Origin of the sequence: Sphingopyxis granuli NBRC 100800 (assembly GCF_001591045.1) — a bacterium.
In the GTDB taxonomy this organism is placed as follows: Bacteria; Pseudomonadota; Alphaproteobacteria; order Sphingomonadales; family Sphingomonadaceae; genus Sphingopyxis; species Sphingopyxis granuli.
This window is the reverse complement of record NZ_BCUA01000002.1, coordinates 67786-80474: the sequence shown is the minus strand read 5'-3', so window position 1 is coordinate 80474 and position 12689 is coordinate 67786. Positions and strand designations below refer to the sequence as shown.

The following is a 12689-nucleotide window of genomic DNA, read 5'->3' as shown; positions in this document are numbered from 1 at the left end:
CATTCCAGAGTCGATAACGCGCGTGCCCGGTCAGGCCGCAGGGAGAATATTCATGGCTGAAGAGCTGACACTGAACGATTCGAGCCGCCCGGATTCCGGCGGAGACGGGGCAGCACCCGTGACCGGGTCCGTGGTTGTCGATATGGGGCCGGTGACCGCATTCGACATTGCGCGCTGGTCGGCCGCGCTCGGCCTGGACCTCGACCCGCCCCGCGACGGGATGGCGGTTCCGGCGGCCTTCCTCCCCGCGCTCGCGTGCGCCGCATGCGAGCAAGGCGGCCTCCTGCCGCGGCTGTTCGGCGCCGGCGGAGAGGGCGTGGCGCCGCCGCAGGTCATCCGGATCCGCACGCACCTGTCGGGCGAGATCGCCGTCGGCCAGCCGGTGCGCGTGTCGCTGTCGGCGGGACCGGTCGAGGATTACGAGGAAAGCGCGGTCGGCGCGGGGCGAGCGGTCCGGATCGCCGCCGGAATATCGGGCGATGGCGGCGCCTCGTCTTCTATCGTCGAACTCACCATCCTGCAGCGAAACGCCGGGCCTGCGCCAACGGGCCGCTCGCGATGGCCGCAGCCGCTCGTGGCCAACGACAATCGCTTCTGGTGGGACGGGGTCGATCGCGGGCTTCTGCTCATCCAGCGCTGCAAGGAATGCGGGACGCTTCGCCATCCGCCCGGGCCGAGCTGCCCCGCCTGCGGGTCGCTGTCGTGGGATACGGTCACCGCATCGGGCCGCGGCACGGTCCACAGCTTCACGATCAACCATTCGCGGCTGGGCGATCTGCCGTCGCCTTATGTCGTTGGCCTGATCGCGCTCGACGAAGGCGTTCGCATCGTCAGCAACATCGTCGGAATCGATCCCGCGGACGTCCGGATCGGTATGGAGGTAGAGGTCCGGTTCCGGCCCGCGAACAGCCTCGAACGTGCGATGCCGCTGTTCGTCCCCGCGGACGGAGACGGGATCCTTCCCGCGTGCCTCGGTGCCGAGACCGGGCTGGAGCCGGTCGATATCGAGCTTCCGGCGGCGCGCGTCGCGGGCGCCGCGGTCGCCGGCAACAACCTGTCGCCGCTGCATCGCGACCCCGCCGCCGCGCGCGCCGCGGGCTATGCGGCGACCGTCCTCGACCTCGCGAGCGCGGCCGCCTTCGCGCACGATTATCTGCGCCGTCACGATCCGGGGCGCATCGAAATGTTCGAGGTCGCGGCGGGCCGGCCCGTGCTGGCGGACACCGTCCTCACGATCCGGGGGAGTCGGTCCGGCGCGCACGACTTCGCGATTACCGCATCGACACCGCTCGGCGGCGGGTTCGAGGCGCAGTTCAGCATTCGGGATAGCGAGACAAGCAAATGACCAGTTCAACCAGCTTTCCGACCGGAAAGACCGCGATCGTCGGCATCGGCGCCACCGAATTTTCCAAGCAGTCGGGCCGGTCCGAACTGCAACTGGCGATCGAGGCCACGCAGCACGCGCTGCGCGACGCCGGTCTCAAGCCCTCCGACATCGACGGCCTGGTGACCTTCATGTCGGACACCAGTTCCGAAATCGACGTGGCGCGCAGCCTCGGCATGCAGGGGCTGCGCTTCTTCACCCGCACGCCATACGGCGGCGGCGGCACCTGCGCGACGATCATGCTCGCGTCGCTGGCCGTCAATGCCGGGCTCGCCGATTATGTCGTCTGCTATCGCGCGTTCAACGAACGGTCGGGGAACCGCTTCGGCGCTCCCGCCGTCCCGGTGGCGACCTCGCAGGGCATCAACATGGGCTGGTACACCACGTTCGGCCTGGCCACGCCCGCCTCGTTCATCGCGATGGTCGCGCGGCGCTACATGCATGAATATGGCGCGACGAGCGAGGATTTCGGGCGCGTCGCCGTTGCGTGCCGCAAGCATGCGGCCACCAATCCCAATGCCTGGTTCTACGAAAAGCCGATCACGATCGAGGAACATCAGGCCTCGCGCTGGATCGTCGATCCGCTTCACCTTCTCGATTGCTGCCAGGAAAGCGACGGCGGCGTCGCGGTGGTCGTGACGAGCGCGGAGCGCGCGCGCGACCTTCCGCATCGCCCCGTCCATATCGCAGGCGCCGCGCAGGGCGCGGCGGCGGGGCAGGAGGCGATGACGAGCTATGCGCGCGACGACATCGCCTGCCTTCCGGAAATGGCGATGGTCGGGCGGCAGCTCTGGGCGCAGAGCGGCATGGCGCCCTCCGACATCGACTGCGCGATCCTCTACGACCATTTCACCCCCTTCGTCCTGCTCCAGCTCGAGGAACTGGGTTTTTGCGCGCGGGGGGAGGCGCGGCACTTCATCGCCGGCGGCAATATCGAACATGGCGGGAAACTGCCGATCAACCTGCACGGCGGCCAGCTCGGAGAGGCGTATATCCATGGCATGAACGGCCTGAACGAAGCGGTGCGCCAGATCCGCGGCACCGCCGTCAACCAGGTCGAGGATTGCCGCAACGTGCTGGTGACCGCGGGAACCGGGGTGCCGACCAGCGGGGTCGTGCTGCGCGCCGATGCATGACATGATGGCGAGAGAGTTGGAGCCGATGCCTGTCCCTTCCGAATCCGCAGAATCCGCCCCGACATCGGCGGCGCGCCCCTACCGCCCGGCGGACGCGGGGCCGCTCTGGAGCCAGGCGGGCCAGATGACGATCCCCGGCCTGCTCGCCGAGGCGGTGCGCCAATGGCCCGATCGGACCTTTCTGGAGTTCGGCGACGTTTCCTACAGCTTCGCCGCGTTCGACCGCGAGGCGGACCGGCTCGCCCGCGGGCTGGAGGCGCAGGGGGTGGTCAAGGGCGCGACGGTCACGACGATGCTCGACAACAGCGACGACGCCGTCCTCATCTGGTTTGCGATTAACAAGCTGGGCGCGATCGCGGTGCCGCTCAACACCGCCCTGAAGGGCGGCTTCCTCAGCCACCAGATCAACGACGCGGGATCGGCGCTGCTGATCGCGGAGGCGCATTACATCCCGCGCGTGACGGCGATCCGGTCCGAACTGACGGCGCTGCGCACCATCATCGCGCGCGGGGGGCAGGGCGATGAATTTCCCGACTTCTCGCTCCTGCGCGCATGCGGCGACGAGCCCGTCGCGTCGCGGGTCGAGCCCGGCGACATCGCGCTGATCATCTACACCTCCGGCACCACCGGGCCGTCGAAGGGCTGCGCGCTCCCGCACGGCTATGTCCTGACGATGAGCGGCCGGGTCCGCGAGGCGACCGACCGCCGCCAGGACGATGTCGTGCTCAGCCCGCTGCCGCTTTTCCACATCGCCGCGACCACGAACCTGATCCTCGCCTCAATGATGGTCGGTGCCCGGTCCGTCCTGCTCGAACGCTTTTCGCTCGGCCGCTTCTGGTGCGAGGTGGAGGCGAGCGGGGCGACGCAGGTCAATCTGATGGGGTCGATGATCGCGCTGATCGCCCACGCCCCCGACAGCGATGTCGCGGCGCGCTGCTTCGGCCAGGTGCGCTGTGCGCTGGGGGTTCCCTTTCCGCCCCCGATCGAGACGATCTGGCGCGAACGCTTCGGAACGGCGATCGTCGGGAACCATGCGTTCGGCATGACCGAGGCGGCGCCGGTCGCCTATCGCCGCATCGGCCGGGAAAGGCCGGGGACGTCGGGCATCTTGTCGCCCGACTTCGATGCACGCGTCGTCGACGACCGGGGCGAGGAATGCCCGCCCGGCGTGCCAGGCGAACTGCTGCTGCGTCCGGTGCGCCCCAACGTCATGTTCACCGGCTACTGGGGGCGCCCGGTCGAGACGATGGCGGTGTTCGGCGACCTCTGGTTCCACTCGGGCGACATCGTGTCGATCGACGCCGACGGCTATCTGACCTTCGTCGATCGCAAGAAGGATTATCTGCGCCGCGGCGGCGAGAATATTTCGAGTTTCGAGATCGAGGCGGTCTTTCGCGCCCATCCCGCGATCGAGGATGTGGCGGTCCACGCCGTTCCGTCCGAGGTGTCGGAGGACGAGCTGAAGGTGGTGGCGATTCCGCGCGACGGCATGACGGTCGACGCGGAGGAATTGTGCCGGTGGTCGATCGAGCGCGTTCCCTATTACGCCGTTCCCCGCTTCATCGAGTTCCGCACCGAACTGCCGCGCACGCCCACTGGGCGCGTGATGAAGCACCGACTGCGGGCCGAGGGCATCACCGCCGCGACCTGGGACCGCGCGGCGTCGTCGATCGTGATCGAAAAAAGATGACTCGGCTTCCTCGATGGCAGGGCGGCCGCCGCGCCGCTGCGGGCGCCGCTGTGCCCGGCGGAGCGCGCGCATGATCCGCCCGCTCGAACTGACCGCCATCCCCGCCGGGGACGAGGCGCTTCGCGGCGAGGTCCGGGCCTTTCTGGACCGGGAGCTTCGCGAACTGCCCGCCGGCCGCCGCGCGCGATCGTGGCTCGGCTATGACGCCGCCTTCAGCGCCCGCCTCGCCGAACGCGGCTGGGTGGGGCTGACGCTGCCGCGCCGCCTTGGCGGCGGCGGGCGAAGCCATTTCGCGCGCTTCGTTCTCAACGAGGAACTGCTCGCCGCCGGTGCGCCGGTCGCCGCGCATTGGATCGCCGAACGGCAGAGCGCGCCGCTGCTGCTGAACTTCGGCACCGAGGCTCAGCAGGCGCATTATATTCCGCGGATATGCCGCGGCGAGGCGCATTTCTGCATCGGCATGAGCGAGCCGGGGGCGGGGTCCGACCTGGCCGGCGTCCGCACCAGCGCCACCCCGTCGGGCGGCGGCTGGCGGCTCAACGGGTCGAAGATCTGGACGACGAACGGCCATCTCGCCCACTTCATGATCGCGCTCGTCCGCACGTCGGGAAAGCCCGGCGATCGGCAAAAGGGGCTGTCGCAGTTCATCGTCGACCTTTCGCTGCCCGGCGTGACGCGCCGGCCGATCCTCGATCTGGCGGGGGATGCGCATTTTGCCGAAGTACATTTCGACGACGTCGAACTGGGCGAGGATGCGCTCGTCGGGCGCGAGGGCGAAGGCTGGGCGCAGGTGATGAAGGAACTGGCCTTCGAACGCAGCGGCCCCGAACGCCTCTATTCGAGCATGGTGCTGCTGGACCAGTGGCTGGTCTTCGTGCGCGGCCGCCGCGAAACGACCGCGACCGACCGCGCGCTCGCCGGCCGGCTGATCGCGGAGCTCGGCGCGCTGCGGCAGATGTCCCTCGCCGTCACCGCGCGGCTCGACGACCCCGAAAGCCCGGTCACCGAGGCGTCGATCGTCAAGGATCTGGGGACCCGTTTCGAACAGGATGTTCCCGAACGGATCGCCGAGCATCTCGCCTCGCTCGGCACGCCGATCCCGGCCGACCTCGCCGCGGCGCTGGACTATACCGCCGCGATGGCGCCCTCCTTCTCGCTGCGCGGCGGAACGCGCGAAGTGCTGCGCGGGATCATCGCGCGCGGATTGGGGCTTCGCTGATGACGATCGATCCGCTTCTGCTCGAACAGTTCGACCGCTGCCTGCGCGCGGCGGACGCCGCCGACCCGTGGGGCGAACTTCTCGCCGCGGGTTTCCTTGACCTGTGCCGGCCCGAATCCGAAGGCGGTGCCGGGGTCGGGATCGACGGCCTCTTCGGCCTCGCGGTCGCCGCGGCCCGGCTGCGCCCCGCGCTGCCGGTCGTGCAGACCATCGTGGCGCGCCGCCACGAGCCGGACGCGCTCGCGGTCGCGGATATCGAACGGTTTCTCGTCGATCGCGGCTGCGCCGACGTTGCCCGGCCGCTCGCCGCCCTGCTCGCCGCGGGCTCGATGGTCGGCCTCATGGAGGCGCTGCTCGACATGACCGTCGACTATGCGCGTGTCCGCGAGCAGTTCGGCGGGCCCATCGCGCGTTTTCAGGCGGTGCAGCACCAGATCGCGGTGATGGCGGAGCATGTCTTCGCTGCGCGCATCGCCACCGAAGCGGCCTTTGCCGGGTGGCGGCGTCCGCCCCGGGATGCGCTGGTGGCCATCGCCAAGTCCCGCGCCACGCGCGCGGCCCGCGTCGTCACGGCGACCGCCCATGCGGTCCATGGCGCGATCGGCATCAGCGGGGAGCATGCGCTGGGCGGTCTTGCCGCGCGGTTGCGGGCGCTCGGCATGGCGCACGGCGGCGCCACCTATTGGGACGAACGGCTGGGGGCCGCGGTGCTCGACGACGACGCACCGGCGATCGAGATCGTCGTCGGCCTGCAGCGTTCGACGTGAAGGAGAATCGAAATGGAATTGGGTCCGCATGTTTCGGCCGTCGTGACCGGCGGCGCGTCGGGTCTCGGCGAGGCGACGGCGCGGCGTCTCGCCTCGCACGGCGTCCGGGTGGCGCTGTTCGACATCGATCGTGAACGCGGCGAACGGATCGCGGCGGACATCGGCGGCCTGTTCTGTCCGGTCGATGTTTCGGACATGGAGAGCGTCGCCGCCGGGCTGGCGCAGGCCCGCGCCGCGCATGGGCAGGAGCGTATCCTGGTCAATTGCGCCGGGGTGGGCGGCGGCGCCAGGACCGCCGGCCGCGACCGCGAGACGGGCGAGGCGCGCCTCTATCCGATGGCGAATTTCGAGCGGATCATCGATATCAACCTGCTGGGGACGTTCCGCTGCATCACCAGCAGCGCGGCCGGGATGCTCGCGCTCGAACCCGACGCGGAAGGCGAGCGCGGGGTGATCGTCAACACCGCCTCGATCGCCGCAAAAGAAGGCCAGATCGGCCAAGTCGCCTATGCCGCCTCGAAGGCTGGCATCGTCGGGCTGACGCTCAATGTTGCGCGCGATCTTGCGTCGGAAGGGATCAGGGTCAACACGATCCTGCCAGGGCTGTTCGACACGCCCCTCCTTGGCCGCACGCCCGAGGCGGTGCGCCAAAGCCTGGCCTCACAGGTCCCCTTTCCGAAGCGGCTGGGCCGGGTCGACGAATTCGCGCAGCTCGCGGAGACGATGATCACCTGCGGATATTTCAACGGCGAGCACGTCCGGCTCGACGGAGCGATCCGGATGCAGCCGCGATAGGCCGGCCCGACAGGGCAGGGATCGAAACATCAGGAAAGGGAAACGGGAAATGCCGGAAGCATGGATCATCGACGCGTGCCGAACGCCGCGTGGCATCGGCAAGCAGGGCAAGGGTGCGCTCGCCGACATCCACCCGCAGCAACTCGGCGCCACGGTGCTGCGCGCGCTGGTGGAGCGAACGGGGATCGACACGCGCGACGTCGACGACGTGATCTGGGGAACGAGCGCGCAGGTTCATACGCAGGGCGGCGACCTCGGCCGGATGACCGCGCTCGATGCCGGTTTCGCGGTCGAGAGCAGCGGCATCACGCTCGATCGCTTTTGCGGCTCGGGCATCAGCGCCGTGAACTTCGCGGCCGCCACGATCATGGCGGGGCAGGAGGACCTCGTCGTCGCCGGCGGCACGGAGATGATGTCGATGCCGGGACGGCGCGGCAGCGACAAACCGTCGGTCATGGATTGCGGCAATCTGCACCTGCGCGCCGCTCATCCCCAGTCGCATCAGGGCGTCGCCGCCGACGCGATCGCGACGATCGAAGGGATTTCCCGCGCCGATCTCGATGCGCTCGCGCTGCTCAGCCAGCAGCGCGCCGATCATGCGATCCGGGGCGGCCACTTCGATCGCAGCCTTGTCCGCGTCGTGCGCGAGGGTGGCTCCGTCGCGCTCGACCGCGAGGAATTTCCCCGGCCGAACACGACGCTGGAAAGCCTGGCGGCGCTCAAGCCCTCCTTCGCCGCGCTCGCCGACATCGTGGTCGACGCGGACGGCACCACCTATCGCGACCTCGTGACCCGGGCGTTCCCCGGGCTCGAGATCGACCATGTCCATCACGCGGGCAATTCCTCCGGCGTCGTCGACGGGTCGGCCGCCCTACTCCTTGCATCGCCCGACTATGCGCGCGCGCATGGCCTGAAACCGCGCGCCCGCGTGGTTGCGATGGCCAACGCCGGGGATTCGCCGACGCTGATGCTCAACGCCCCCGTTCCGGCGGCCCGAAAAATCCTGCGCAAGACCGGAATGGAACTCGCGGACATCGACCTCTTCGAAGTGAACGAGGCGTTCGCCGTGGTGGCTGAGAAGTTCATCCGTGATCTCGATCTCGACCGCGAGAAGGTCAATGTGAACGGCGGGGCCATGGCGCTCGGCCATCCGATCGGCGCCACCGGTGCGATCCTGATCGGCACGATCCTCGACGAACTCGAACGGCGCGACATCGAACGCGGGCTGGTCACCATGTGCGCGGCCGGCGGCATGGCGCCCGCGATCATCATCGAACGGATCGGCTGATCCCGATCGCCGAGAAGGAAGGGGTTTCGAGTGGCTGAGGACAGCGAACTGGAACTGCTGCGCGAAAGCGTCCGGCGGCTCGTCGAACGGAAGCGGCCGGCGATCTGGAATTCGGCCGGTGCGACCGGGCGCTGCGATCCCGACGTCTGGGCCGCCGTTCGCGACAGCGGCCTGCTGCTCGCCGGGCTCGACCCCGCGCATGGAGGCTTCGACCGGGGCCTGGCCGCGGCGGCGGTCGTGCTCGAAGAAACGGGGCGCGGGCTTTTCGACGCCCCCGTTCTGGCGAACATGATCGGCCTCCAGCTTCTCCAGCGCGCGGCCGATCGATCCGCCCGCGCGGCCGCCTGTCTGGCGTCAGTGATCGAGGGCAGCGAGCGGCTGGCGTTCGGCTGGTCCGAACCGGGGGCTCGTTTCGGCCGGACGGGCACCACGGTCCACCATGTCGACGGCGATCGCATTCGCCTGTCCGGATGCAAGACGGTGGTGATCGGCGGCGGCGATGCCGACACGCTGATCGTCGCGTCGCGGTCGGCCGAGGGGTCGCCGGCCTTGCTGCTCGTTCCCGCCGCGACCGCCGGCGTCGAGTGCGACGGCTATGCGCTGATCGACAATCAAGGTGGCGCCGATATCCGCTTCGACGACGTCGGCCTGCCGCTCGATTGCCTGATCGCGGAGGGGGCGGAGGCGCAGGCGATTCTCGACGATGGGCTCGACTTCGCGGCGCTCGCCGCGACGAGCCAGGCGCTTGGTGCCATGCAGGCCCTTTTCGACCTGACGCTGGACCATGTGAAACAGCGGGTGCAGTTCGGGCGTCCGATCGGCGCCAACCAGGTCGTCCAGCATCGGCTCGTGGACCTGCTGCGCATGATCGCCGAAACGCGGGTCGCCACCGGGGCGGCTTTCGCAGCGCTTGCGGCGGGCACGGCGGACCGAAGCCTCGCGGTCGCGACCGCCCGCGTGCTGGGATGCCGGGCGGCGCGCAAGGTCGGTCAGGACGCGGTGCAGTTTCACGGCGCGATCGGCACGACCGACGAAAGCATCGTCAGCCATTATTTCCGAAAGCTCATCTTCCTGTCGACGATCTTCGGCGATGCCGGGCATCATTGCGACCGGTTCGCGGCGCTCGACGATGGCGAACCAGGCGGGACGGCGGGGCCGCTCTCGGAGGCCGAGGCGACGTTCTGCGAAGAAATCCGGGCCTTCGTCGAGGCCGAATTGTCGCCAGAGACGCGGGCCATCACGGCGGCTGGAGGCACGCCGCCGCAGGCCCTTCGCCTCGAATGGGAGCAGGCTCTGGGCCGCAAGGGCTGGTTCGCGTACAGTTGGCCCGAGGCGGAGGGCGGTCCGGGCTTTTCGGTGGTCGAGCAGTTCCTGTTCGAGACCATCACCGCAGAGATGAACGCGCCGCGGCTGCCGCTGTTCGGGATCAAGATGGCCGGGCCGATCCTCAATGCGTTCGGCACCGCCGAGCAGAAGGCGCGCCATCTGCCGGGGATCATGGCGGGCACGACCTCCTGGTGTCAGGGCTATTCGGAGCCGGGTGCCGGCAGCGACCTTGCCTCGCTCCAGACGCGCGCGGACCGGCACGGCGATCATTATGTCGTGAACGGCCAGAAGATCTGGACCACCGCGGCGCAGCACGCCGACTGGATATTCATGCTCGTCCGGACGAGCCGCGAGGAAAGGCGACAGGACGGCATCACCTTCCTGCTCGCCGACATGCGCTCGTTCGGCATCACGGTGCGGCCCATCATCTCGGCCGACGGACATCACGGCTTCAACGAGGTCTTCTTCCGGGACGTCGAAGTGCCCGTCGAGAATCGCGTCGGCGAAGAGGGGCGCGGCTGGTCGATCGCCAAATATCTGCTGTCGCACGAACGATTGGGGGTGCTCGGATCGCTCGCCCTGCGTCAGGCCATGGGCCGCGCGGTCCGTTCGGCCGGGCGGCTCGACGCCGCCGGTCGCCCCTTCGGCGACCACCCCGCCCTGAAGGCCCGGCTGACGATGCTGAAGATACGGATGCGCGCCCTCGACGCGTGGATCGCGCGCCTGCTCGCCGACATCCGGGAAACCGGCTCGGTGGGGCAGGATGTGTCGATGGCGATGATCGCCGCGACATTGCTCGGCCAGGATATCGCCGAGTTCAACATGGAGATGCTCGGCGAGGACGCGCTGCCCTTTTCGTTCGCCGACAGCCGCGCACCCGAACGCCGGTTCGGTCCGGCGGAGGATTTCACCCGGACGGCGACCGCCAACTATATCTACCAGCGCGTCTTCACCATCCTGGGCGGCACCACGGAGATCCAGAAGAACATCATCGCCAAGTCGATCCTCGGGCTTCCGTCCTGAGGCGGCCACCGGACAGGATCGCAAAAAGCGCTTGCCATCATGATCCTGTTCAATATGGTATAGAACCATACGGAATAGTCGACTATGATCGGTCGGCTCGGGCGTTCGATGTCCGTGCGGTCGCGCACGGTTTGAGACGCTTCGACAGCGGAGGTCACGGGTGAGGGAATTTGTCACTACGCAAACCGACGGGCGTGTCCTGACGGTCACGATCAACCGGCCCGACGTGATGAACGCGCTTCATCACGCCGCGCACGAGGAGCTCGCCGCCACCTTCGATGCGTTCGCGGCCGACGCCGATCTGTGGGTCGCGATCGTGACCGGAGCGGGCGACCGGGCCTTCTGCGCGGGCAACGACCTGAAGGCCACCGCCGCGACGCCGCTCAAGGACCGCAAGCCCTTTCCTCCCTCGGGTTTCGGAGGCATCACCCATCGCAGCGATCTCACCAAGCCGGTGATCGCGGCGGTCAACGGCATCGCCTTCGGCGGCGGCTTCGAGATCGCGCTTGCAAGCGACATCATCGTCGCGTCGGACAGGGCGGTATTCGCCCTGCCCGAACCGCTGGTCGGGCTGGCCGCCGTCGCCGGCGGAATCCACCGGCTCGCGCGCATGATTCCGATGAAGCAGGCGATGGGCATGCTGCTCACCGGGCGGCGCGTCGATGCGGCCGAAGGACGCGAGCTCGGTTTCGTCAACGAGGTCGTTCCGCACGACCAACTGATGGCGAGCGCGCGCGACTGGGCGGACCGAATCCTGAAATGTTCGCCGCTCGCGGTGCGGGCGACCAAGCAATGCGCCTATGCGGGGCTCGAGCATGGCGGCGTCCATGCGGCGCTCGCGGCCGAATATCCGGCGCTCAAGGCCATGCGCGCGAGTGAGGATTTCATCGAGGGACCACGCGCCTTCGCCGGCAAGCGCCAACCCATATGGGTCGGCCGTTGAGCCCGGCGTCGGCAGGGATTCACCAACAGATCGAGGGATGAGCATGACAGGAACATCACAGGCGAAAGGCCAGCCCGACGGCGGCGCGCTCTCGAAGGCGGTCATCGGCACCTATGAGGAAGGGCTGAAGATCGTCGGCAGGAAAAGCGACGTGCACACGGCCGATTTCTCGGCGACCGAGGCGATCACCCAGTTTTTCGCCGGCAGCATCGAAGACGCCAATCCAAGCTATTGGGACGCCGAATATGCCGAGGCGCAGTGGGGCGGGATCGTCGCGCCGATGGGGCTGCTGGCGACCCTGTCGAAGGCGCTTCCATGGCGGCCGGGCGGCGTCGAAACCCGCCGCAACATCGTGTTCAGCGTCCCGCTTCCGGGTGCGACCGTGATCAATGCGTCGGCCGAAACCGAATTCTTTCGCCCGATCCTGCTCGGCGACCGGATCAGTTCCTACGACGAAGTGTCGGGCATCAGCCCGGAAAAGACGACGCGCCTCGGCACCGGCCACTTCGTCACCGTCGTCACCACCTATCTGAATCAGAATGGCGAGATCGTCGCCCGGAACACCAACAATGTGTTCCGCTTCATTCCGCACGAAAAGGGAGACGCGTGATGGCGATACGGCCGAACAGGACATGGGACGATGCGGCGGAAGGCACCGTCGTGCCGCGGATCGAGCTGGATTTTCCCTACACGCGCGTCGTCTGGGGTGCGGTCGCGTCGATGGACATGTTCCCGGGACATCATGAAGCGGCCTATGCCCAAAGCCAGGGGCAGAAGACCATCTATGTGAACACGATGGTCTATCAGGCGTTCATCGACCGCGTGGTGACCGACTGGGCCGGGCCGGGCGCCTTCATCATCAAGCGAAAGATGACGATGCAGCGTCCCGTCTATGGCGGCGATCGCATGTATGGCGAAGGCGTGGTGACCCGCCGCTATCGCGACGATCGGGGGCGGGCGCTGGCCGACATCGACGTCGATGTCGGCAATGCGGAAGGCGTCTGCTGCCCCGCCAAGGTGACGGTGATGCTCGACGTCGCCCCGCGATCCCTGTCGTGACGGCGTTCGCTCGCCCGGGACAGAACCCGGGCGGGCGACCCGGCGTGGACGGCGACGCG

Annotated in this window: 11 protein-coding genes; all 11 read left to right on the top strand. The window is 68.4% G+C overall.

Annotation, left to right across the window (positions count from 1 at the left end):
* Positions 1-52: 52 nt before the first annotated feature.
* A complete protein-coding gene (locus SGR02S_RS01170) occupies positions 53-1345 on the top strand; it encodes a Zn-ribbon domain-containing OB-fold protein (RefSeq protein WP_067105188.1) in 1293 nt (430 codons plus the stop codon).
* Entirely contained in the window at positions 1342-2520 is a 1179-nt protein-coding gene (locus SGR02S_RS01165) for a lipid-transfer protein (RefSeq protein WP_067105187.1), read from the top strand. The genes SGR02S_RS01170 and SGR02S_RS01165 overlap by 4 nt, the downstream gene beginning before the upstream one ends.
* A 124-nt stretch (positions 2521-2644) precedes the next feature.
* Positions 2645-4210 carry an AMP-binding protein gene (locus SGR02S_RS01160; protein WP_067105245.1) on the top strand — a complete coding sequence of 522 codons (1566 nt, stop codon included), beginning with the start codon at positions 2645-2647 and terminating at the stop codon, positions 4208-4210.
* A gap of 70 nt (positions 4211-4280) precedes the next feature.
* Positions 4281-5429, top strand: coding sequence for an acyl-CoA dehydrogenase family protein (locus SGR02S_RS01155; RefSeq protein ID WP_067105186.1), 1149 nt, complete (start codon positions 4281-4283; stop codon positions 5427-5429).
* Positions 5429-6196: an acyl-CoA dehydrogenase family protein gene (locus SGR02S_RS01150; protein ID WP_067105185.1), complete on the top strand. Its 768-nt coding sequence runs from the start codon at positions 5429-5431 to the stop codon at positions 6194-6196. The genes SGR02S_RS01155 and SGR02S_RS01150 overlap by 1 nt, the downstream gene beginning before the upstream one ends.
* 12 nt (positions 6197-6208) lie before the next feature.
* On the top strand, positions 6209-6991 hold the full coding sequence (locus tag SGR02S_RS01145) for an SDR family NAD(P)-dependent oxidoreductase (protein ID WP_067105184.1): 783 nt from the start codon (positions 6209-6211) through the stop codon (positions 6989-6991).
* A 49-nt stretch (positions 6992-7040) separates the two neighbouring features.
* Complete coding sequence (locus tag SGR02S_RS01140) at positions 7041-8279, top strand: acetyl-CoA C-acetyltransferase (protein ID WP_067105183.1); 1239 nt, start codon at positions 7041-7043, stop codon at positions 8277-8279.
* Between the two features lie 30 nt (positions 8280-8309).
* On the top strand, positions 8310-10628 hold the full coding sequence (locus tag SGR02S_RS01135) for an acyl-CoA dehydrogenase family protein (RefSeq protein ID WP_067105182.1): 2319 nt from the start codon (positions 8310-8312) through the stop codon (positions 10626-10628).
* Positions 10629-10788: 160 nt separating this feature from the next.
* Positions 10789-11571: an enoyl-CoA hydratase-related protein gene (locus tag SGR02S_RS01130; RefSeq protein WP_067105181.1), complete on the top strand. Its 783-nt coding sequence runs from the start codon at positions 10789-10791 to the stop codon at positions 11569-11571.
* Between the two features lie 43 nt (positions 11572-11614).
* Complete coding sequence (locus SGR02S_RS01125; RefSeq protein WP_067105180.1) at positions 11615-12181, top strand: FAS1-like dehydratase domain-containing protein; 567 nt, start codon at positions 11615-11617, stop codon at positions 12179-12181.
* Complete coding sequence (locus SGR02S_RS01120; RefSeq protein WP_067105179.1) at positions 12181-12630, top strand: hotdog family protein; 450 nt, start codon at positions 12181-12183, stop codon at positions 12628-12630. The genes SGR02S_RS01125 and SGR02S_RS01120 overlap by 1 nt, the downstream gene beginning before the upstream one ends.
* Positions 12631-12689: the final 59 nt, after the last annotated feature.

Bases quoted from the DNA above. Each gene is read 5' to 3' on its own strand.
- SGR02S_RS01170 (WP_067105188.1), top strand. From the start codon at position 53: ATGGCTGAAGAGCTGACACTGAACGATTCGAGCCGCCCGGATTCCGGC.
- SGR02S_RS01165 (WP_067105187.1), top strand. From the start codon at position 1,342: ATGACCAGTTCAACCAGCTTTCCGACCGGAAAGACCGCGATCGTCGGC.
- SGR02S_RS01160 (WP_067105245.1), top strand. From the start codon at position 2,645: ATGACGATCCCCGGCCTGCTCGCCGAGGCGGTGCGCCAATGGCCCGAT.
- SGR02S_RS01155 (WP_067105186.1), top strand. From the start codon at position 4,281: ATGATCCGCCCGCTCGAACTGACCGCCATCCCCGCCGGGGACGAGGCG.
- SGR02S_RS01150 (WP_067105185.1), top strand. From the start codon at position 5,429: ATGACGATCGATCCGCTTCTGCTCGAACAGTTCGACCGCTGCCTGCGC.
- SGR02S_RS01145 (WP_067105184.1), top strand. From the start codon at position 6,209: ATGGAATTGGGTCCGCATGTTTCGGCCGTCGTGACCGGCGGCGCGTCG.
- SGR02S_RS01140 (WP_067105183.1), top strand. From the start codon at position 7,041: ATGCCGGAAGCATGGATCATCGACGCGTGCCGAACGCCGCGTGGCATC.
- SGR02S_RS01125 (WP_067105180.1), top strand. From the start codon at position 11,615: ATGACAGGAACATCACAGGCGAAAGGCCAGCCCGACGGCGGCGCGCTC.
- SGR02S_RS01120 (WP_067105179.1), top strand. From the start codon at position 12,181: ATGGCGATACGGCCGAACAGGACATGGGACGATGCGGCGGAAGGCACC.